The sequence below is a fragment of the Achromobacter xylosoxidans genome, from assembly GCF_014490035.1.
Taxonomy (GTDB): Bacteria; Pseudomonadota; Gammaproteobacteria; order Burkholderiales; family Burkholderiaceae_B; genus Achromobacter; species Achromobacter bronchisepticus_A.
On the sequence record NZ_CP061008.1, the window covers coordinates 4,720,440 to 4,739,571 of the forward strand.

Consider the following 19,132-nt stretch of genomic DNA (forward strand, 5'->3'; position numbering starts at 1 on the left):
CCGCTGGCACGGCGGGACAGCTCCTGGTGTATGGTTGCTCCATCCCGAAATACGGAGATGGACATGAGCTGGATTTTCGGCCGCTACACGGCCTTTTTACTGACCCTGATCGGCGCCGCAGTTACCGCCGCCCTGGCCGCGACCAGCTCGCCCGGTTGGCTTTGGCTGGCCGTGCCGCTGACACTGCTGGCCGCGCTGGGCGTCTATGACCTGGCGCAAACGCGCCACGCCATCCGCCGCAACTATCCGGTCCTGGGCAATCTGCGCTTCCTGTTCGAATTCATCCGGCCCGAGATCCGCCAATACTTCCTGGAAGACGACACGCAGGCCGCGCCGTTCTCGCGCGCGCAGCGCTCCATCGTCTACCAGCGCGCCAAGCGCGAGATCGACAAGCGTCCCTTTGGCACCCAGGAAGACGTCTACGGCGACCGCTACGAATGGATCAACCATTCCATGTCGCCCTCGCAAATCCCCGACACCGACTTCCGCGTCACGGTGGGTGGCCCCGAGTGCAAGCAGCCCTACTCCATGTCCGCGTTCAACGTGTCGGCCATGAGCTTTGGCGCCTTGTCGGCCAATGCCATCCTGGCCCTGAACGAAGGCGCGCGCCAGGGCGACTTCGCGCACGACACCGGTGAAGGCGGCATCAGCCGCTACCACCGCCAGCCGGGCGGCAGCCTGGTCTGGAACATCGGCTCGGGCTACTTCGGTTGCCGCGACGAACACGGCGCGTTCTCCGAAGAGGCTTTCGTCAAGAATGCCTGTACGCCGCAGGTCAAGATGATCGAGATCAAGCTGTCGCAGGGCGCCAAGCCCGGCCATGGCGGCATCCTGCCCGCCGGCAAGGTGACGCCGGAGATCGCCGAAGCGCGCGGCGTCGTGGCCTGGCAGGACTGCAATTCGCCGGCCACCCATTCCGCCTTCGATACGCCCATCGGCCTGATGAAGTTCGTGGCGCGCCTGCGCGAACTGTCCGGCGGCAAGCCGGTGGGCTTCAAGTTCTGCGTGGGCCACCCGTGGGAGTGGTTCGCCATCGTCAAGGCCATGCTGGAAACCGGCATCACGCCGGATTTCATCGTGGTGGACGGGGCCGAAGGCGGCACCGGCGCCGCGCCCGTGGAGTTCGTCGACCACGTCGGCACGCCGCTGCGCGAAGCGCTGCGCCTGGTCCACAACACGCTGATCGGCGTGAACCTGCGCGACCGCATCAAGCTGGGCGCATCCGGCAAGATCATCACCGCTTTCGATATGGCCCGTGTCATGGCCATGGGCGCGGACTGGTGCAACGCCGCGCGCGGCTTCATGTTCGCCATCGGCTGCATCCAGGCGCAAGCCTGCCACACCGGCAAATGCCCCACCGGCGTCACCACGCAGGACCCGCTGCGCCAGCGCGCGCTGGTGGTGCCGGACAAGGCGCAGCGCGTGGCCAACTTCCACCGCAACACGCTGCATGCGCTGGCGGAACTGCTGGCCGCGGCCGGCCTGACCCACCCCGGCCAACTGCGCCCGCACCATATCGCACGCCGCATCTCCTCCAGCGAAATCCGGCTGCTGTCGGCGCTGTTCCCGGAACTCGCGCCGGGCGAACTGCTGCGCGGCGAATTCCGCCATCAGGTATTCCGCGCGGGCTGGGCCATGGCCCAGGCCAGTTCGTTCCAGCCGACCCACGACATCACCACCGCATTGGCGCAAGAGCATGCCGCCCATGCCGCGCCGGCCGCCGCGCAAGTCTGATCCGGCTGCCGCCGGGCGCTACAGCCAGCGCTCGAACATGCGCGAGAAGAACTCCATCGAACGGTCACCCACGCCCCTGGCTTGCCAGGCCTCGGGCGTGATCCGCACCGAATCGGCGACGTCGCGCTGGAACAGCGCCTCCATTTCGGCCGCGAATTCAGGCCCCAGCACCACGGCATTGATTTCGTAGTTCAGCGCAAAGCTGCGCCAATCCAGGTTGCTGGACCCCACCGTGGACCACACGCCGTCCACCACCGCGGTCTTGGCATGCAAGAGCGCATCGCGCCGCTCGTAGATTTTCACGCCGGCCTTGAGCAGGTCCGTATAGTGCGAACGTCCCGCATGGAACACTAGCGACGAGTCGCTGAAGCCGGGCAGCACCAGCGCCACGTCGACGCCACGCCGGGCCGCGTCCGTCAGGACTTCGATGAAGGCGGGATCCGGCACGAAGTACGCCATGGTGATATGGATGTATTCCTGTGCGCTTTCAAACGCCGACATCAGCGTCAGGTAGACGGTGTAGCCATCGCTGCGGTCCGGCTGATTGGCCAGTATCCGCACCGTCGTTGCACCCAGGGGCGGCGCCACCTGCGAATCGCCCCCCTTGATCGGCTCCTCGGACTGGGATTCCCAACCCGCGCGGATGACCTGCTCCAGTTGGGCCACGGCAGGCCCTTCGATGCGCAGATGCGTGTCGCGCCAGGGCGCCACCCGGGCGTCGGCGGCCGCTGGCGCGTCCGCCTTGCCTGCACTGCCTCCGCTACCCGATCCCGAGTTCGGGGAAGACTCGTAGACGCTGCTGACGTTGATGCCGCCCAGGTAGCCGACCTTGCCGTCCACGACCAGCACCTTGCGATGGTTGCGCTGGTTCGGCGACCAGCCCGCGCGGCCGCTCGCCGGGTTGACCGGATTGAAGATCGCCACCTGTACGCCCGCATCGCGCAGGCGCTGGAACAAGGCATCGGGCGTCTTGATCGTGCCGACCGCGTCGACCATCAAGGACACTTCGGCGCCGCGATTGCGCGCCGCGATCAGGGCTTCGGCAAAGCGCGAACCTTCGGCATCGTCATCGAAGATATAGGTTTCCATGTGCACGTACCGGCGAGCCTGCGCGATGGAATGCAGCATGGCGCGGTAGGTGCTGGGGCCGTCCGCCAGGAGCCGGACACGGTTGCCGGCAACCAGCGGCGCACCGCTGACTGCTCGCTCGACGGCAAGGTGACGCGCGAGAAAGTCGCCCTTGGGAGTCCGCGGGTCCGCGGCGATGCCCTGCCCGCGGCGATAGCTGTCCGAGGCCGCGTCGGAAGACAGGCTGGCCTGCGATGCGCGCGCGCGGCGCTCCTGCGAATCAGGAACACTGGCGCAGGCCGCAAGCCAGACCGCACACGCCAGCGGCAGCAGCAACCGGTGTGCGCGGGCCATCCACGCCCGCCAATCCCGCCGCAGTCCCGACCGGCGCGCAGCCCCGGACGGCTTCATGGCGTCAGGGCTTAGCGGCGGCCGCCCGAGGCCAGGAGGCAGCCTAGCAAGGCGCCCACCAGCGCCGCCACGCCCACCGACTTCCAGGCATGTTCATGCACGTACTCGTCAGCATAGGCGGTTGCGCGGCGCGCGCGTTCCCGCGCCGCGCCCTCCCAATCGCCGGCGGACTCGCGCGCGTCGGCCAATTGGCGCCTCAGGCGCGCGCGCGCCGATTCGATCTCGGACCCCGTATACGACGCCGTCGAGCGCAACAGGTCTTCCGTGCCGGCGAGCAGCTCGTGGAAGCTGTCGCTGACGCGCTCACGGTGCAGGGCCATTTCGGCGCGTTGGTGCTTTCGGTTCATGGTCGCTCCTTTGTAGTTGTTGGGCCTCGCGGAGTCGGGCCGCCTGACGCAACGCAGCACGCTCGGTACCCGAAGCGCGCCGCGCATTGAAGAGTCCCATTGTGACCATCAACGGCCGCGGCCGCCAGAGCTTTGGCAACCAGCCGTAAACCGATATTTCAACGCAAGCAAAGGTATCGGCAGCGCGCGCACCGCAGGCCGGCGCCGGAGCTTGCATGCCGTCTTTCAAATTCGTAAAAATCCATTGCATTCAGCGGCTTGGCGCTTGACACCGGCCCCGCCCTGACCGCCACAATAGACTTTTGCAATGCGCCAGAACCGCCTGGTCTGAGCCTCCCAACGCCGCGCCTCCCGACCGCCCGCCGCCCCATCCTGGGCGCACCCGCGGCGGGCAGTCCCGGCGACAGAAAAGGAACAGGACGCATGGTTTCGCCTTCCGCACTGTTTGCCCCCGCCGCGCCGAAATTCATCGCGCAAGCGCCGCAGCCTCCCAGCGCCGAGCAGCTTGAACTGCACGAAGGCTTGCTGGCGCGCCACGCGCACATCGATCCCAAGTTCCTCTATGACGCGCTGGGCTCGGCGCTCTTTACCGCGATCACACAGCTCCCGGAGTATTACCCGACGCGCTGCGAGTCGGAGATCTTCCAGCGCCATGGCGCCGACATTGCGCGCCACGTCGGACCGGTGCTCTCCATGATCGACCTGGGCGCGGGCGATTGCGTCAAGGCCGAACGCCTGTTCCCCAGCCTGCGCCCGCGCCATTACGTGCCCATCGACATTTCGGCCGACTACCTGCAAGCCGCGGTGCGCCGCCTGCAGCTGTCCTACCCCGACCTGCAGATCACCGCCATCGGCCAGGACTTCACGCACGCGTTGGCCCTGCCCGCCAGCATTCCGGCCGAACAGCGGCTGTTCTTCTATCCCGGTTCCAGCATCGGCAATCTCAGCCCCGCGGACGCGCACGCCATGCTGCGGCGCATCCGCGAGCAATGCGCGGGCGGCGGCTTGCTGGTCGGGGTGGACCGCGTCAAGCCCAAACAAGTACTGGAGCCCGCCTACGACGACGCGCTGCACCTGACCGCGGCCTTCAACCTGAACCTGCTGCGGCACGTGAACAGCGTGCTGGACGCCGATTTCGACGTGGACGACTGGCGCCACGTGGCGCTGTTCAACAGCGCCGACTCGCGCATCGAAATGCATCTGGAAGCGCTGCGCGCGGTGCGCGTGGCGTGGCCGGGCGGCGCGCGCGCGTTCAGCGCCGGCGAACGCATCCACACTGAAAACTCCTACAAGTTCACTCCCCAAGCCTTCGCCGACCTGCTGCAGAGCGCCGGCTACCGCGACGTCGCGCACTGGTCGGATTCCCGCGGCTGGTTCTCGATTTTCAGCGCCCGCGCGTAAAGCGGGCCTGCCCTCAACGCCACTGGAGGATCGCCATGGAACCTGCGTGCCTGCTGACTCACCCTGCCACCGGACCTTACGCTGCCGGCCAGGCGGGCCAGCACGACCGCTACGACGCGGTGCGCTCCACCAGCACGGCCCTGGCCGCCCCGCTGAGCCCCGAGGATTGCCAGGTGCAATCCATGCCGGACTGCAGCCCGGTCAAATGGCATCTGGCCCACACCACCTGGTTCTTCGAGACCTTTCTGCTGACGCGCTTTCACCCGTCCTATGCGGTGTTCCATCCGCAGTACCGCATGCTGTTCAACTCCTACTACAACGCCGTCGGCGCCAAGCATCCGCGTCCGCGCCGCGGCCTGCTGTCGCGTCCCGCGCTGGCGGAAGTACAGCACTACCGCCGGCATGTGGACGGCGCCATGCACGAGCTGATCTCGCGCCTGGGCGGCAACGACCCCGCCTTCGACGCCTTGCTGGAGCTGGGCCTGAATCACGAACAACAACACCAGGAGCTGATCCTGACCGACCTGAAGCACATGCTGTCGGCCAATCCGCTCAAGCCCGCCTACGTCGCGCCTGGCCCGCCCGCGCTGCCACCTTCCACACCGGCCGGCTGGACCCGCTATGGCGGCGGCATCACCCGCATCGGCCATGACGGCAATGGCTTCGGTTTCGACAACGAGGGGCCAGCCCATGACGTGCTGCTGGCCCCGTTCCACCTGGCCGACCGGTTGGTGACCCAGCACGAATACCTGGCCTTCATCCGGGACGGCGGCTACAAGCGGCCCGAACTCTGGCTGTCGCTGGGCTGGGACATAGCCTGCGCCGAAGGCTGGCGCGCGCCGCTCTACTGGGAAGGACAGCGCGACGATTGGCGCATCTTCACGCTGCGCGGCATGCAGGAACTCGAACTGCAGGCGCCGGTCACGCACATCAGCTATTTCGAGGCCGACGCCTACGCCCGCTGGGCGCGCGTGCGGCTGCCGCGCGAAGCCGAATGGGAACATGCCGCCCGCCAACAGCCCGAAGGCGCGCTGGCCGGGCGCGCCAACATGCTGGAGAACGGCCACCTGGACACGCGACCGGCGCCCGCGCGCAACGGCACGGGCGGCCCCGTGCAACTGTTCGGCGACGCCTGGGAATGGACCTCCAGCGCCTACGATGCCTACCCCGGCTTCAAGCCCGACAGCGGCGCGGTGGGCGAATACAACGGCAAGTTCATGTGCAACCAGTACGTCTTGCGAGGCGGCTCCTGCGCCACCCCCAGGGACCACATCCGCCCCAGTTACCGCAATTTTTTCCCGCCCGAGGCCCGCTGGCAGTTCTCTGGCATCCGGCTGGCGCGGGACGCCTGAAGCCTTTCTTTGAAATTTGACCGAGGATCGCTTGCATGCGTCAAAAATTTCGTGCTAGAATTTCGTTCTTCGTTGATCACTGATTGCGACACGGATGTGACGCAAACCCAGAGGTTGATCGAAATGGCGCATTAGCTCAGCCGGTTAGAGCGACGGAATCATAATCCGCAGGTCCCCTGTTCGAATCAGGGATGCGCCACCAGGAATTCAAAGGGCGCCCACACAAGTGGGCGCCCTTTTTGTTTTTGCATCGGAACTCTAGTCGCAGGAAGCCTGTCTCACGACGCGGTATCGCCGCCGGCATGGGGACCATACAGCCTCACTTGCCATCGCACAGCCGCCACCCCGAGCAACCTCCCAGGAGCGATCAAATTCCCTTGCGCCGACTTATCCGTAGAGCAAAAAAGAGGCTATTTCATTGGTCGCCAGAACTGGCCGCACGTTGCGGTTTTGATTTCCGGCTGAAGGCGCCGAATCGCAGTTTCCTGGAACAGCAGATATTCGGCTACCTGAACCAATCGGCTGCCCAGGCCAGCAGCCCCATGCAGTGCCTGTTCGTCGGCATGCATGAATACACCTGGCACTACCCTCGCTTGCTGAAGATGGATTTCCATTCGCTGGACATGGATCCCGAACAAGCCGTCTACGGCCCAGCCGGCAGACACACCATCGGAAGCGCAACCAACATGTCGGCGTTCTACCCCGAAGCCTCGTTCGACGTCGTGGTGGCCAATGGCTTGATCGGCTGGGGCCTCAACGAGCGAGCCGATTTCGAACGCCTGATGGAGCAATGCCATCGCGTGCTCAAGCCTGGCGGGCTTTTGATCCTGGGCTACAACGATACGCCCGAACACGCCCCCTTCGAGGTGGACATCGCATGGCGGGATCTGTTTGCCCCCATGGCGCCGGCCATCCCGGGAGTCACGCAAGCGCGCCATGCCATGAACGACAGCTACGCGCACGTGTTCATCTTCGGCGAGAAGCGTCCGGATCCGGCGCGGGCCGCTGCCTGACGGGAGCGGCCCGGCGGCTGCCTTCCAGTCAAGGCAGCCGCACCGCGTCGCGCCGCCGGCCGCCCCAGGTCGCCGCCAGACTGGCCACGAAGGCGCCGATCAGCATCGAGGCGAAGCCCCACAGCGCGAACGCGGCCGCGGCCTTGCGCGCCTGGTCTGCGGCCTCCTTGGCCTTTTGCCGGGCGTCGTCGGCGGCCTGCTTCATGTTCTGCACGGCCTGCTCGACGCGGCGCTGCGCCGCCGCCGGCTCCATGCCGGTCTGCGCCGCCACGACTTTCACGACATAGTCGCGGTCCTCGCCCGTCATCGAGCCGCGCGCCGCGCTCATCGCCATGATGCGGCCCACCTCCACTCTCGCGCCGTTGCGGTCGGCGCCGGCATCGGGCCGCTCCGAGCGCAGCAAGGCGTCCGAGAAGTAGCCCTGCATCTGCGCCATTCCGTCACTGCCGCCCGCGGCGGCTGCCGCGGCCGTCGCAGCCGTGCCGGCCCCTGCCGCGACAGAAGCTCCCGCCTTCGCCACGCCCGAAACCAAGGTCGCGATGGAAGCGCCCAGCAGCACCGCGCTTACGACCGCGCTCAACGCCCACACCAGAAAACCGTGCGCCGTGTCGCGGAAGTAAACCTCGTCCGAGTGCACGTCGACCCATTTGGTGCGCAGCCGCCCCGCGACGTAGCCGCCGATGCCATAGGCGACGATCTGCGTGGCCAACATCCACACGATGAGGCCGATGCCTATCGCGGGCGCGGTTGCGCCCTCGCCGCTCCAGGGCGAAACCGAAAGAAAGCCCAGCCCGGTGCCGCCAGCGAACAACGCCAGCGAAAGGGCCGCGGCGATGACCGCCCCCGCGATCACCGCGGCCCAGGAGACGGCGGAGATGGCAGATTCCCTCGGCGGCACGCCGCCGGGATAGGGCTGGCTCAATGAAGTTGCGTTTTCCATGGATCTGTTCCTTGTTCACGGTTCATCGCGGCGGCGCGGATACGCGCTGCCGCGGCGGAAAGCCTCGCGGGTCAATGCCAGAAAAGCGCCAGCAGGATGATGATGGGAATGGGCACGCCCAATAGCCAAAGCAAGATGGAACGCATAAAGCCTCCTTGGATGATGTCCTGCGCGTTGCTCGCAACGCTCAGGCCAGGTCGATGGTGCCGGGCGCGCGCGGATTCGGCGGCGGCTGCACGGGATCGATGACGTCGGGATCGCTGCGTGGCCGCGTCGGATCGAGCGGCGGGTCGTCCGGCGGCGGATTATTGGGAAAGGCGGGATCGTCGGGCGCGGGCGGGTCGCCCCCACCGGGTTCGCGATGCATGGATTGGGACATGGCGTTCTCCTGAAGCGGCGCCTGGCGCGCCGCCCAGCCCCATCAGCAAACCGCATTCCCGGCTTGTGGCCCCTGAACGAAAAAAGCCCTCTTCGCGAGGGCTTTCATGCATGCGCAGCCAGCAGGGTCAGGATTTGCTCTTGCCGTCCCTGGCCGGTTCGGCGGCTTTCTGGCCGCCGCCGCCAAGAAATTCGACGACAGCAGCCTTGCCCGCGGCGGAGGCTTCGTCCTGGCTGGCATAACGCCTGGGCGAATAATTGGTGCTGCGCACATTGCCGGTTTCGGGATCGAACAAGGTGATGATCCAGGCGAATTCTCCCGGCATCAGTTGCCTGACTTGCAACGTGGCGCGCGTGCCTGGGCGCAGTTGCGGCATGGGACGGCCTTTAACGTGACTCGACGCCGCCATCGTAGCGCAAGACGCGCCGGCGCAACCCCGGTGCTGGCGACACGGCCATGAATGCTGCGACCGCACATGAATTCATGCTGCAGACCCCGCAGCAAAAACGCCACAAACCGCGCGTCGCGTCAGGAAAACCCTAGGGCCTGTTGCGCCAATACAGGCGCACAATCAATACAAACATCTAGACCGCTCAGCGGCAGCCGCATCCCTTTAATCAGGCGAGGACGGAGACAACATGACTTATGTAGCAGTGGTTATCAGCTGTTTGATGGTTGTGGGTATCGTCGCGTTGGTGATTCAAACGGTTCAAAGCGCAGGGTCCGAACCCTGGCTGAGAATCTCGGCGGCGATCACCAGTTCCTTGTTCGCTTCACTCTTGTTGATTCCGCTCGGATACGCGGTCGCGCAGACCGTGCTGATCGAATAATTCCATCATTGCAACGCATGCGCCTGGGGCTACGCGCCCCGGGCGGCTTTGCCGCGCGTTGCGGCCCAACACAGCAGCGACCCGGCGGTCACCATGGCCACGCCCTGCCAGAATGATGCGTTCAGACGGGTCGACAGCCACACGGCAGCAAAGAACGTCGAAAACACCGGCGTGAAGTAGGACGCCGTGGCCAGCAAGGTCAGGTTGCCTTTGAGTATCCCTACGTTCCACAGCGCGTAGCCCGCCGCCATGGCGCCGCCGGTCACCAGCAGCTCCAGCGTGGCGGGCCAGGAGAAGGCCAGCGCAGGCTCGGCGCCCGACAGGTACTTGATCCACAGGGCAAGCGCGGTCAGCATGAAGAACAAGGCAACGCCATTCTTGCCATCGGCGAATCGCGTCGTGACGTTGCAATAGACGGCCCAGATCACGGCGCCGCTGAAGGCCAGCCCATAACTGAGGGGATTGCTGGACACGTTGGCGAGGGTGCGCTCCCAGGAAAGCCCGCCGGATCCGCCCAGGACCCAGACGATGCCGGCAAGCGACAGCAGTATGCCGGGCACCACCCACGCGTTGGCGCGCTGGCCATTGATGAGCATGGCCAGAATCACGGTAAAGCAAGGCCAGAGATAGTTGACGATGCCCAGCTCGATCGCCTGGCCACGGTTGGCAGCGAATCCCAGGGAAAGCGACAGGCAGATCTCGTAGGCAACGAACAGCAGGCTGCCGACGATGAGATAGGAACGCGGAAAGGTCCGCAGCTTCGGAAAGCCCAGCAGCAGCACCAGGAACGCCGAACCCGCCGTGTAAATGAGCGCGGCGCCGCCGACCGGCCCGAAGCTTTCGCTGACACTGCGGATCAGGCCAACCACGGTGCCCCACAGCAGCACCGCCAGCAAGCCCAGTGAAGTCGCCGTGTTCCGGCTCAGGGAGAGTTGCATTACCGATTCCGATTGCCCGTCTTGGGGCGTCAAGCCGGGCAGTTTAGCGAAAACCCAAACGCTCCGCGGGCGGCCCCCGCCTTACGGCGGAGCCGGCCTCCCCAGCCCGGAATGACCGCCAGAACAATGCAGAAGAAGGAGCAAGCGTCGCATGACCATATCCACACGCAGATTGAGCGACGTGCTGGCCAGCACGGAATCGGGCCGGCTCTACCGGATTGAGGTGTTCTTGCGGGCGGAAGAGCCGGGAGCGGCTGCGTTGCAGGCTGACGCGGCCCGGCCTGACGCGGCCCGGCCTAACGCGGCCCGCTACATACACCGCACCACCGAGGGGGAGCTGGTGTTGCCGCTGGACCGGAACCGGTACAGGCTGAAATCGGGCGAAGTCCTGACCGCCCTGGCGCCGCCGCTCTCCGACCTCTGAGGCTGGCGGAGCTACTGATCCGCCTCCACCCGCCGCTTGCCCTGGCCCTTGGCCTTGTAGAGCGCTCTGTCCGCGCGCTCCAGCAATTCGCGCACGGTGACGCCGGATTGCGGATACACGGCTATGCCCACGCTGGCGGATACGGCGACACTGACGTCGGGATACGGCAGGGACAGGTTTTCGACCAGCGCCTGCGCGACATGCCCGGCGTTTTCCTTGTCCGCGCCCAGCAGCAACACCGCGAATTCGTCGCCTCCAAGCCGCGCCGCCACGTCGGACACGCGGATCGCATCGGCCATGCGCTCCGCCGCTTCCTGCAGCACCGCATCGCCGGCCGCATGGCCATGCAGGTCGTTGACCGCCTTGAAGCCGTCCAGATCGATCGCCAGGATGGCGAAGGATTCGCCGCTGCGCTGCGCCACCGCCACCTCGCGCAGCACCAATTCGTTGAACAGCACGCGGTTGCACAGCCCGGTCAGCGGATCGTAGTGCGCCAGGTGCTGGGCATGCGTCAGCATGCGCGAGGCCTGCACCAGGGCGCCGCCCACTTCCGCAACCTCCTTGACGCGCGTGCCCGGCACCATCACCGCATGCCCTTTGCCCAGCGCCAGCGCCGGCGCGACCAGGCTCTGCACGGACGAGGTCAGGCGCTGGGCCAGCCGCAAGGCCAGCAGCAAGCCCAGCCCGAAGGCCAGTAAGGTGCCCAGGGCGATCCAGGCGATGGAGCGGTAGAGGTCCGTGGTCAGCAGGCTCATCGGCGCGCCGGCGGCGACCGTCCAGCCAGATAACGACGAGCGGCTGAAAGCGGTGTAGACCGGCGTGCCTTCCTTGGTAATGGTTTCCAGCGAACCCTCGCTTTCCTGCTGCACCGCCCGCGCCAGTTCGGGAACGGCCTTCTGGCCCACGAATTTCGAGGTATCGCGCGTGCGCGCCAGTATCGTGCCGCTGTCGTCCAGCACGGCGGCCACCCAGCCGTCCGGCAAGGCGCGCCTGCCCAGCAGATTGCCAATGCGCTCAGGCAAGATGCCGACGTTCAGGCTGTAGGCGACCTCGCCGTTGCGCAGCACCGGCACGCCCAGCGCAATCAGCGGAGCTTGATTGACCCTGCTGGTGAACAGCCCCGTCAACACCGCAGTCCGTGTCTGGAAAACGTGGGCCAGCTCGGCGGAGGCACCCGTCGGCGGCAAGGCGTTGCCGAACGGAACAGACGTGTTGATCAATTGACGGCCATCCTTGTCGGTCAGGACATAGCTGTCGATGATCTGGAAACGCACGGACTCGCGCGCCCGCCTATGAAAACCGGCCAGGTCGCCGGCGACGAGATCCGGCGACGACGCCAGCATCTGCAAGCCAGCCTCGACGCCGGTGAGTTCGCGGTCGAGAATCGCGGTGAGATTGCGCGCCAGGAATATCGTGTCGCGGAAGATCCGCTCTTTCTGGATGACGTAGCTTTCGTAGACCGCCACGGACGCCATGACCAGCGCGGGCGTAATACAGGCGAACACAAGCGTGAGCAGGCCCGTGCGCATGGAATAACGGCGCGGCCGACGCGCCCGCGCGACGGCCAGGCTCTCGCCGTCAGCCACGGGAACCTCGCCTTGCGACGTCCGCAAACGTCGCCCTGCCGACCGAAACCACACCTCTGGACCCATGCGCCTCCCGATACGCTCCGCCCGGCCCACGAGCAGAGGACGAACGAACGCCAGAAATTATTGCAGAAGTTCGCAATCGCACAATCCGCGCCATGGGAATCCCCTCGCCGCGTCGAGACGGATGTGGCTTAAAGGGCGCGTCCCCAATTTATTCCGGAGACGCGGCGCCTGGTTCGTCTACTGGTCTTCCAGGTCCGGGGTGCCGGTGAACTGGGTCTTGAGCAGCGTCAGCGCCCCTTTTTCGGCCAGCGCCTCATTGGGAAACACATGCTTGGTGTCTTCCAGCACCGGGAATCCGAAGACCCGCACCCGGGCGTGATAGCCGTCGGGCGTCTCGGCGAATTCGATGTCGAAGTTGCGTTCTTCGATCCAGCCCGATCGATGCAGTTTCCATTCCATATCCGACGCGCTCCCGAATAGTCGAGGTTGATACGACAGGCCGGCCCCGATGGAAGCCGGCCTGCTACACCATACACCCGTCTTGGGACGGACGGACTGACGGCCGATCCGCCGCGCCTACTTTCGGGCGCTTGGCTTGTCTGCGGCGGCGTCCGCGTATCCCTCCACCGGCGGCGCAAACAAGTCCCAGCTGGCCATGAACAGCGCGGCGATCAGCGGGCCGATCACGAAGCCGTTCAGGCCGAACAAAGCCATGCCCCCCAGCGTGGAGATCAGCACCACATAGTCCGGCATCTTGGTGTCCTTGCCGACCAGAATGGGGCGCAGCACGTTGTCCACCATGCCGATGACCAGCACGCCGAAAGCGATCAGCACGACGCCCTTGATCGTGGCGCCGGTCAACAGGAAGTAGATCGCGACCGGCGCCCAGATCAACCCCGCGCCGATCGCGGGCAGCAAGGACAGAAAACCCATGATCACGCCCCACAGCAGCGCGCCCTGGATAGACAGGATCGAGAAGATGATGCCGCCCAGCGCGCCCTGCGCCGCGGCCACTGCGACGTTGCCCTTGACGGTGGCGCGCACCACGGTGGTGAACTTGCGCAGCAGATGCTGCTTGTGCGTGTCGCTCAGCGGCATGGCGCGCTTGAGCCGCGCCGATAGCTGCGGGCCGTCGCGCAACAGGAAGAACAGCAGGTACAGCATGATGCCGAAGCTGATCACGAACTGGAACGTGTCCTGCCCGATGTTCAAGGCCTGCGTCGCCAGGAACTGGCTGGCCTGCATGGCGCCCGCGCTGAGCTTTTCCTGCAGGCTCGGTATGTCGGCCAGGTCGAAGCGCGCCAGCAGATCATGCACCGACGGCGGCAGCGCCGCCATGGCCTGCTGGAAATAGTCGCCGAAGTTGATCTGCCCGGACTTGACGCTCTGATAGAGGTTCGCGCCTTCGCGCACCAGCGATCCGCTGATGACGATGAGCGGCAGGATCACCAGCAGCAGCACCAGCAGCAAAGTGATCAGCGCGGCCAGGTTGCGCCGTCCGCCGATGCGCGCCACCAGCCGGCGCTGCAGCGGCGCAAAGATGATGGCAAGGACCGCGCCCCAGAAAACAGCGCCGTAGAACGGCCACAACAACCAGCCGAATGCGATGGTGACCACCACCAGCAGGAGCAGAAAGGTTCTGTAGTGCACGCTGGAAGATTGGCTCATATTACGTCCCAGGCTCGGCTTGCGCCGCGAGACCCGCATTGTACAAAGCGCCGTTCAGCGGGCGTCCTGCGGCTGTCCGGCGGCCTGACGCAATGCGGCGCGCGCATGCTCCAGAACCTCCGACTGCGCGTTCAACCCCTGCAGGCGCAGGTTCAACTCCTGCTGCAGCGTGGGCGTGGCGACGCGCGCCTGCCCATCCGCCAGCAGGATGTCCTGCGCATGTGCGGCCACGAAATCCGCCACGCCCAGCGCATCGCGCGCCACCGCGTCCATGGCGGCCGCGGCATCGAGCACCTCGGCCGCGGGCGCCGTCACTGCCTCGTCATAGACACCGTCGTAGACGGGCGCCAGATCGGCCGGCAGCGTCAGCGCCGCACGCGCCTTGTCCGCCCTGGCCTGAGCCCGCTGGACCTCGGCAGCCTGCTCGGCCAGCGTCTTGCGCGCGGCCTCAAGGCGGTCCCGCCGCTCCACGATCTCGGCCACCGAACGCAGGGTCTCGACTTCCGACGCGTCACGCATGGACGCCGCCGCCTGCGTCAGGATTTCCTGAAAATCGGCGATGACCTCGTAGGCATCGGCATAGCCGCCGACGGCCTCCTTTTCCTGCTCGCTCAGGACGCCTATGGGCAGCAGCGACGCGCTGTTCATCCGGCTTTGCAGCAGCTGGATGAACGCGGCCCGCTCCTGGGGCTCTTTGTTGACGCAGGCCGACAGAAACAGCATCGACGCCATCGCCAGGCCCAGCAGGCAAGCTCGCAGCAATGCCATGCGCATCCTCCTTGCATGCGGGTTCGCAGAACCGGCGCCGCCCGCGAACTGGGCGGCCGCCCTCCGGCAGATTATCCCGAAGGCGCTTTCCGACGCTGCCGGCGGGCGGATTTTGTTGCTATCGAAGCGTGTTGACACAGGGTGCGCCGCCCGCATCATGGCTCCAGGGGATACGCCATGGCGCAACGGCGCGCGGGGTCAAAACCCATGGCCGCCTCATGGCTCAAGCGCTCGCGCAACCCGGGCGGGAGCTCCCCTGCCGCGATATCGACGAAACCTTGCCGCAGGTAAAACGGCCTGTTCCAAGGCAGTTCGCGGTCGGTGGTCAGCAGCACGAACCGGTAGCGACCGGCACTGCGGGCATGCGTGCATACGGCGGCCAGGAGCGCCCGCCCCAGGCCGCGCCCCTGCCACGGCAACGCTACCGCCATTTCGGCCAGGTAGAGATCGCCGTCCATGGGCCGCGTCAGCGCAAAGCCCGCGCACTGGCCCTCGCCTTCCGCGACCCACAGCAGGCCGGCCGCCTGCGCCTGCGCCAGCTCGGCCTGCGGCGCCGTATCGTCGCCGGCGGCCCACGCCATATGCGTGCCCAGGAAGCGCCGCGCGGCGGAGCGTTCGATATCGGCCAGGCTGGCCAGGTCTGTAGGTCGTGCGAGTCTGATCATAGGCATGGCAGTATGCCTGATGCGGGCCCGGCGTCCGATCCCATAAAATGGCGTTTTCGGCCATCACGGCCCCGCAATACAGGCCCAGCCCCAAGACATGACTCAAAACGCCACCTCCGATACCTGGGGCTTTGCCCATCCCGATTGCCGCGGCGCGGCCGCCCTGCTGTTCTTCATGAACGACCTGGCGCGGGTGATCAACCAGTACCTGAGCCCGGGACAGCTATCCAACGAAGCGCTGGCCGATGCGCAAAAGGCGGTCGATGCCTTGCTGGCCCGCTACGTGGACATTCAGGCCGCCCCCGAAGCCTTCGACAACGAGCGCATCGAACTCGCCCTGGAAACCGAAAACCAGCCTGACGGCCAGACCAGCGCGCAAGTGGCGCTGCGCATGTCGCCACGCCTGGAAGGCCTCATCATCGAGGCCCAGCGCCAGGCTCGCCCGGCGACCCATTAAAGGCCTGGAACGGGGGAGGAGTCTCCCCCCACCACAAAACGCTTGCCAAAAGCATCAACTGCCTGTACTATTGCTGGTTGAGTTCTGCCGTTTTCGCCAAATTCCATACGAAAAAACGCGGTGATAAACGACGGCGCTGGCACTGAGGCCTGTACATCAGCCCCTCCCCAGACGCCGAAGCAGACCCTCGAAAATACCCAAGCCCAAGCATCCCGTCCCATTTGCGAAAACCGCAAATCCGGATTGCGGCCTGGAACAAAACGCCTTCACCCAACCGCCAGTCCGGCTTGGCAAGAAGCAACAAGACAATCAGCGGCGCCTACAACACGCGCAAGCGACGAATACCGATAACCGCGCCGCAACCAGCAGGGCCTGTCCGTCCTGCATGACTTCTCGGGCCGCGCATGTCCGCATGCATGCTTTGCGCTTGTTCGCGCATCGCGCAACCCGAAACGACGCTGTCCCGGACTGATGGACAGCGTCGCGCCGCCAGGCCGTGCGCGCAAAACATGAGAATGCGCAAAAGGACGGCGGCATATATGCGTTAGTGTCACGACACACGCCTGCCCGATTCAATACGGCTGGCAGCGGCACGCGGCAGGAACGCTGCGCGCCACGTGGCCAGACGCGGCTTTTCCCATAACTAGAAACCAAGAGAACAAACACCATGAATACTCGTTTCACGACCTCGGACCTGATCCGACGCCCGGCGCACACCACGCTGGACAACATGCCGATCCATATCGGCGACATCGTTTACCTGAAGCCCGCAAATGGCCCGGAAATCCGCGCCACGGTCATCTACAACGCGCCCATCGATGGCACGACCACCTACACGACCGAAGTCGTGCCCTGCGGCGCACCCGCGCAAAAGGCCCCCGGCCAGCGCATCCGCTTCCGCCATGAGCACGTGCATCGCATCGAACCGGTGCGCAGCGCCACTCACTGAAGCAGCAGCCCGCCCCGTTGCGCAAGCAACGGGGCAATTTGTGCGTGATAAAGTCCCCGGCAATACAGCCCTGGCGATCCCACCATGCAGAACAACCGTCTCGCAGTCCATATCTGGGACCTTCCCACCCGCCTCTTTCATTGGGCGCTCGTCGTCTGCATCGTCGGCGCGTTCGTCAGCGTGAAGCTGGGCGGCCTGTACATGGACTGGCACGTGCGCTTCGGCTGTACGGCGTTGGGTCTGATCCTGTTCCGCCTGCTCTGGGGATTCATCGGCCCGCGCTACGCCCGCTTCACGCACTTCGTGCGCGGCCCGGCGGCCGTGGCCCGCTATCTGAAGGGCGCCGCGGCGCCCGCAGGCCACAACCCGCTGGGTGCGCTGTCGGTGCTGGCGCTGCTGCTGGTCATCGGCTTCCAGGCGGTCAGCGGCCTGTTCACCACCGACGACATCATGACGCAGGGCCCCTTGTTCGGCCACGTCAGCGAAGCCGTTTCCGCCGCCATGACGTCCTGGCACAAGCTGAACGAATGGGTCATCCTGACCCTGGTCGCCCTTCATATTGCAGCTGTGCTCTGGTACGCGCTGGTGCGCCGCAAGCGCCTGGTGCGCGCCATCATCACCGGCAAGGTCGATGCCAAGGATGTGCCCGCCGGCACGGCCCCCACGCAGGACGGTTTCGCCGTCTGGCTGCGTGCGCTGGTGCTGGGCGCCTGTGTCACGGTCCTGGTACTGTGGATCCGGTCGCTGGAAGTCGCGGCCGACATGTCTTTTTCCTGACGGTTCACGCAGCGCGAAGACAGCGCTGCGGCCCGCTCAACGCCGCGCCTCGATCAAGTGCCGCGTCGAATGAGCCACGAACGGCTCTCCCCGACGCATCCGCTCATCCAGCGCCTGCAGGGCATCGCGATACCTCGCCACCGAAAAATCGGGCACCCACCACACGCACTTGCGCAGGATCCAGACCACGGCGCCCACGTCATGGAACACCATCTGGCAACGGGCCGCGCGCAAGTCCGTCACGGCAAGTCCAGCAGCCGCCGCGGCGGCCGCCTCATCCTGCGGATCCCGCAAGCGCCGCTGCGCTGACAAAGGCCCCAGGAAATGCTCGATCAGCTCAAAGGCCGAAGCCGGCCCCACATGCTGGGCGAAGTAATGCCCACCCGGCTTGAGGACGCGGTGGATTTCCGCCCAGTCCGCGTTCACAGGGTGCCTGGACGTCACGAGTTCAAACGACGCATCGGCAAACGGCAAGCCCGCGCCCGGCGCTGTCTGCACTAGCCGCAAGCCACGAGCGGCCAGGCGTTCATGCGCTTTCCTGGCATTGGGCGGCCAGGCTTCGGTCGCGCACATCACCGGCGGAAAGCGGGGCGCCTCGCCCAGCACTTCGCCGCCGCCCGTATCCAGGTCCAGCGCCGACTGCACACTGGCCAGGCGCTGCGCAAGCAGCCTGGCATAGCCCCACGGCGGACGCTGCTCGGAAGCGCGCCCCGCCAGCCAGCCGAAGCCCCACCCGCCGACATCGGCGGCTTCGGCCTCTGCCACCAGCTCATCAAAGGATTTCATCGCTTCTCTCCTGTGCAAGACCGACGCGCAGTCCCGCGAGGTCACGCCCGGCAAAGCCATAAAAAAAAGCGCCAACCGTTACGCTGGCGCCTCTTTGCCCACATGCCGCCCGCGGACGGCAGGCGCCTTATTTCTTCTTGCGGTACGAGTCGTGGCAGGCCTTGCAGCTTGCGCCGACGTCGCCAAACGCAGCGCGCAGCTTGTCCAGGTCGCCGGCATCGGCAGCGGCCGACAGCTTGACGATATTGTCCTGGAAGGCCTGTTGCTTCTGCTTGAAGCCCGCAGCGTCGCTCCAGATTTCCGGACGCGCATCGCCGCCTTCGGTGCCCGCGCCAAAAGCCGTCCACGGCAAGGCCGACAAGGTCTTCAGCACTTCCACGTTGGCCTTGATCTGCGCGGCGTCATAGGGCTGCTGGCCCTTGACCACTGGCGCCATGCGGCCAAAGTGGGAAGCCATCAGCGTCAGCGCCGATTGGCGGTACTTGACCGCGTCCTCCGGCTTGGCGAACTGCGCGGACGCGCTCGTCGCCAGCAGGGGCCCAACCGTCATACAGGCCAACGCGGCAAGCGTGGACAACTTCTTCATTGCAATCTCCCGTAAGGTCAACAGAGGCCGCGCGCCCCGGGCGCGCG

22 protein-coding genes and 1 tRNA gene are annotated in these 19,132 nt (G+C 66.0%); 10 read left to right on the top strand and 13 right to left on the bottom strand.

From position 1 onward, the window contains the following. Positions 1–63 precede the first annotated feature (63 nt). Entirely contained in the window at positions 64–1,734 is a 1,671-nt protein-coding gene (locus tag IAG39_RS21885; protein WP_118932218.1) for an FMN-binding glutamate synthase family protein, read from the top strand. A gap of 18 nt (positions 1,735–1,752) precedes the next feature. On the opposite strand, the gene IAG39_RS21890 is transcribed toward IAG39_RS21885, so the two are convergent. Both IAG39_RS21890 and IAG39_RS21895 read right to left on the bottom strand, forming a co-directional pair. Next, the gene (locus tag IAG39_RS21890; protein ID WP_118932217.1) at positions 1,753–3,156 is read right to left on the bottom strand and encodes a phospholipase D-like domain-containing protein; all 1,404 of its coding nucleotides are present in this window, start codon (positions 3,154–3,156) and stop codon (positions 1,753–1,755) included. 68 nt (positions 3,157–3,224) lie between these two features. Continuing rightward, the gene (locus IAG39_RS21895; protein ID WP_059378525.1) at positions 3,225–3,560 is read right to left on the bottom strand and encodes a YqjD family protein; all 336 of its coding nucleotides are present in this window, start codon (positions 3,558–3,560) and stop codon (positions 3,225–3,227) included. A 423-nt stretch (positions 3,561–3,983) separates the two neighbouring features. On the opposite strand from IAG39_RS21895, the gene egtD reads away from it, so the two are divergent. The 4 genes from egtD (at position 3,984) to IAG39_RS21915 (ending at position 7,326) form a co-directional block, all read left to right on the top strand. Beyond that, the gene (gene egtD / locus IAG39_RS21900; protein ID WP_118932216.1) at positions 3,984–4,961 is read left to right on the top strand and encodes an L-histidine N(alpha)-methyltransferase; all 978 of its coding nucleotides are present in this window, start codon (positions 3,984–3,986) and stop codon (positions 4,959–4,961) included. Between the two features lie 35 nt (positions 4,962–4,996). Continuing rightward, positions 4,997–6,313: an ergothioneine biosynthesis protein EgtB gene (gene egtB / locus IAG39_RS21905; protein ID WP_118932215.1), complete on the top strand. Its 1,317-nt coding sequence runs from the start codon at positions 4,997–4,999 to the stop codon at positions 6,311–6,313. Between the two features lie 125 nt (positions 6,314–6,438). Further along, a tRNA-Met gene (locus tag IAG39_RS21910) sits at positions 6,439–6,515 on the top strand. A gap of 340 nt (positions 6,516–6,855) precedes the next feature. Further along, positions 6,856–7,326 (top strand): class I SAM-dependent methyltransferase, encoded by a 471-nt coding sequence (locus tag IAG39_RS21915; protein WP_118932214.1) that lies wholly within the window; start codon positions 6,856–6,858, stop codon positions 7,324–7,326. Positions 7,327–7,354: 28 nt separating this feature from the next. Here IAG39_RS21915 and IAG39_RS21920 read toward each other — a convergent pair whose 3' ends face one another. The 3 genes from IAG39_RS21920 to IAG39_RS21930 all read right to left on the bottom strand — a co-directional run bounded on the left by IAG39_RS21920 (position 7,355) and on the right by IAG39_RS21930 (position 9,021). After that, positions 7,355–8,266, bottom strand: coding sequence for a hypothetical protein (locus IAG39_RS21920; protein ID WP_118932213.1), 912 nt, complete (start codon positions 8,264–8,266; stop codon positions 7,355–7,357). Positions 8,267–8,453: 187 nt separating this feature from the next. Continuing rightward, positions 8,454–8,645 carry a hypothetical protein gene (locus tag IAG39_RS21925; RefSeq protein WP_118932212.1) on the bottom strand — a complete coding sequence of 64 codons (192 nt, stop codon included), beginning with the start codon at positions 8,643–8,645 and terminating at the stop codon, positions 8,454–8,456. A gap of 127 nt (positions 8,646–8,772) precedes the next feature. Next, a complete protein-coding gene (locus IAG39_RS21930) occupies positions 8,773–9,021 on the bottom strand; it encodes a hypothetical protein (protein ID WP_059378534.1) in 249 nt (82 codons plus the stop codon). Positions 9,022–9,283: 262 nt separating this feature from the next. Here IAG39_RS21930 and IAG39_RS21935 point away from each other — a divergent pair, with 262 nt between their 5' ends. After that, complete coding sequence (locus IAG39_RS21935) at positions 9,284–9,475, top strand: hypothetical protein (RefSeq protein WP_054451113.1); 192 nt, start codon at positions 9,284–9,286, stop codon at positions 9,473–9,475. Between the two features lie 29 nt (positions 9,476–9,504). Here the strand turns inward: IAG39_RS21935 and yddG are convergent, their stop codons facing one another. Continuing rightward, entirely contained in the window at positions 9,505–10,413 is a 909-nt protein-coding gene (gene yddG, locus IAG39_RS21940; protein WP_059378536.1) for an aromatic amino acid DMT transporter YddG, read from the bottom strand. Positions 10,414–10,564: 151 nt separating this feature from the next. Here yddG and IAG39_RS21945 point away from each other — a divergent pair, with 151 nt between their 5' ends. Next, on the top strand, positions 10,565–10,837 hold the full coding sequence (locus IAG39_RS21945) for a 6-phosphofructokinase (RefSeq protein WP_118932211.1): 273 nt from the start codon (positions 10,565–10,567) through the stop codon (positions 10,835–10,837). Between the two features lie 11 nt (positions 10,838–10,848). Here the strand turns inward: IAG39_RS21945 and IAG39_RS21950 are convergent, their stop codons facing one another. The 5 genes from IAG39_RS21950 to IAG39_RS21970 form a co-directional block, all read right to left on the bottom strand. After that, the gene (locus IAG39_RS21950; RefSeq protein ID WP_059378540.1) at positions 10,849–12,423 is read right to left on the bottom strand and encodes a sensor domain-containing diguanylate cyclase; all 1,575 of its coding nucleotides are present in this window, start codon (positions 12,421–12,423) and stop codon (positions 10,849–10,851) included. Positions 12,424–12,666: 243 nt separating this feature from the next. Next, positions 12,667–12,888 carry a hypothetical protein gene (locus IAG39_RS21955; RefSeq protein ID WP_118932210.1) on the bottom strand — a complete coding sequence of 74 codons (222 nt, stop codon included), beginning with the start codon at positions 12,886–12,888 and terminating at the stop codon, positions 12,667–12,669. Between the two features lie 117 nt (positions 12,889–13,005). Continuing rightward, positions 13,006–14,097: an AI-2E family transporter gene (locus IAG39_RS21960; RefSeq protein ID WP_059378542.1), complete on the bottom strand. Its 1,092-nt coding sequence runs from the start codon at positions 14,095–14,097 to the stop codon at positions 13,006–13,008. A 54-nt stretch (positions 14,098–14,151) separates the two neighbouring features. Continuing rightward, positions 14,152–14,865 (bottom strand): DUF3053 family protein, encoded by a 714-nt coding sequence (locus tag IAG39_RS21965; RefSeq protein WP_118932209.1) that lies wholly within the window; start codon positions 14,863–14,865, stop codon positions 14,152–14,154. A 155-nt stretch (positions 14,866–15,020) separates the two neighbouring features. Next, positions 15,021–15,536 (bottom strand): GNAT family N-acetyltransferase, encoded by a 516-nt coding sequence (locus tag IAG39_RS21970; protein ID WP_118932208.1) that lies wholly within the window; start codon positions 15,534–15,536, stop codon positions 15,021–15,023. Positions 15,537–15,627: 91 nt separating this feature from the next. Here IAG39_RS21970 and IAG39_RS21975 point away from each other — a divergent pair, with 91 nt between their 5' ends. The 3 genes from IAG39_RS21975 to IAG39_RS21985 all read left to right on the top strand — a co-directional run bounded on the left by IAG39_RS21975 (position 15,628) and on the right by IAG39_RS21985 (position 17,713). Next, the gene (locus IAG39_RS21975; protein WP_118932207.1) at positions 15,628–15,987 is read left to right on the top strand and encodes a hypothetical protein; all 360 of its coding nucleotides are present in this window, start codon (positions 15,628–15,630) and stop codon (positions 15,985–15,987) included. A 667-nt stretch (positions 15,988–16,654) separates the two neighbouring features. Further along, on the top strand, positions 16,655–16,936 hold the full coding sequence (locus tag IAG39_RS21980; protein WP_054451105.1) for a hypothetical protein: 282 nt from the start codon (positions 16,655–16,657) through the stop codon (positions 16,934–16,936). A gap of 84 nt (positions 16,937–17,020) precedes the next feature. Next, a complete protein-coding gene (locus IAG39_RS21985) occupies positions 17,021–17,713 on the top strand; it encodes a cytochrome b/b6 domain-containing protein (protein WP_118932206.1) in 693 nt (230 codons plus the stop codon). Between the two features lie 36 nt (positions 17,714–17,749). Here the strand turns inward: IAG39_RS21985 and IAG39_RS21990 are convergent, their stop codons facing one another. Beyond that, a complete protein-coding gene (locus IAG39_RS21990) occupies positions 17,750–18,499 on the bottom strand; it encodes a class I SAM-dependent methyltransferase (RefSeq protein WP_118932205.1) in 750 nt (249 codons plus the stop codon). Between the two features lie 127 nt (positions 18,500–18,626). Continuing rightward, on the bottom strand, positions 18,627–19,085 hold the full coding sequence (locus tag IAG39_RS21995; protein ID WP_059378551.1) for a c-type cytochrome: 459 nt from the start codon (positions 19,083–19,085) through the stop codon (positions 18,627–18,629). Positions 19,086–19,132 lie beyond the last annotated feature (47 nt).

Excerpts from the sequence above, each read along its gene's own strand:
- egtD (WP_118932216.1), top strand. The coding sequence starts at position 3,984 with ATGGTTTCGCCTTCCGCACTGTTTGCCCCCGCCGCGCCGAAATTCATC.
- IAG39_RS21970 (WP_118932208.1), bottom strand. The coding sequence starts at position 15,536 with ATGCCTATGATCAGACTCGCACGACCTACAGACCTGGCCAGCCTGGCC.
- IAG39_RS21960 (WP_059378542.1), bottom strand. The coding sequence starts at position 14,097 with ATGAGCCAATCTTCCAGCGTGCACTACAGAACCTTTCTGCTCCTGCTG.
- yddG (WP_059378536.1), bottom strand. The coding sequence starts at position 10,413 with ATGCAACTCTCCCTGAGCCGGAACACGGCGACTTCACTGGGCTTGCTG.
- IAG39_RS21985 (WP_118932206.1), top strand. The coding sequence starts at position 17,021 with ATGCAGAACAACCGTCTCGCAGTCCATATCTGGGACCTTCCCACCCGC.
- IAG39_RS21955 (WP_118932210.1), bottom strand. The coding sequence starts at position 12,888 with ATGGAATGGAAACTGCATCGATCGGGCTGGATCGAAGAACGCAACTTC.
- IAG39_RS21930 (WP_059378534.1), bottom strand. The coding sequence starts at position 9,021 with ATGCCGCAACTGCGCCCAGGCACGCGCGCCACGTTGCAAGTCAGGCAA.
- IAG39_RS21980 (WP_054451105.1), top strand. The coding sequence starts at position 16,655 with ATGAATACTCGTTTCACGACCTCGGACCTGATCCGACGCCCGGCGCAC.
- IAG39_RS21895 (WP_059378525.1), bottom strand. The coding sequence starts at position 3,560 with ATGAACCGAAAGCACCAACGCGCCGAAATGGCCCTGCACCGTGAGCGC.
- IAG39_RS21915 (WP_118932214.1), top strand. The coding sequence starts at position 6,856 with ATGCAGTGCCTGTTCGTCGGCATGCATGAATACACCTGGCACTACCCT.
- egtB (WP_118932215.1), top strand. The coding sequence starts at position 4,997 with ATGGAACCTGCGTGCCTGCTGACTCACCCTGCCACCGGACCTTACGCT.
- IAG39_RS21995 (WP_059378551.1), bottom strand. The coding sequence starts at position 19,085 with ATGAAGAAGTTGTCCACGCTTGCCGCGTTGGCCTGTATGACGGTTGGG.
- IAG39_RS21925 (WP_118932212.1), bottom strand. The coding sequence starts at position 8,645 with ATGTCCCAATCCATGCATCGCGAACCCGGTGGGGGCGACCCGCCCGCG.
- IAG39_RS21990 (WP_118932205.1), bottom strand. The coding sequence starts at position 18,499 with ATGAAATCCTTTGATGAGCTGGTGGCAGAGGCCGAAGCCGCCGATGTC.
- IAG39_RS21975 (WP_118932207.1), top strand. The coding sequence starts at position 15,628 with ATGACTCAAAACGCCACCTCCGATACCTGGGGCTTTGCCCATCCCGAT.
- IAG39_RS21935 (WP_054451113.1), top strand. The coding sequence starts at position 9,284 with ATGACTTATGTAGCAGTGGTTATCAGCTGTTTGATGGTTGTGGGTATC.
- IAG39_RS21885 (WP_118932218.1), top strand. The coding sequence starts at position 64 with ATGAGCTGGATTTTCGGCCGCTACACGGCCTTTTTACTGACCCTGATC.
- IAG39_RS21965 (WP_118932209.1), bottom strand. The coding sequence starts at position 14,865 with ATGGCATTGCTGCGAGCTTGCCTGCTGGGCCTGGCGATGGCGTCGATG.
- IAG39_RS21890 (WP_118932217.1), bottom strand. The coding sequence starts at position 3,156 with ATGGCCCGCGCACACCGGTTGCTGCTGCCGCTGGCGTGTGCGGTCTGG.
- IAG39_RS21945 (WP_118932211.1), top strand. The coding sequence starts at position 10,565 with ATGACCATATCCACACGCAGATTGAGCGACGTGCTGGCCAGCACGGAA.
- IAG39_RS21920 (WP_118932213.1), bottom strand. The coding sequence starts at position 8,266 with ATGGAAAACGCAACTTCATTGAGCCAGCCCTATCCCGGCGGCGTGCCG.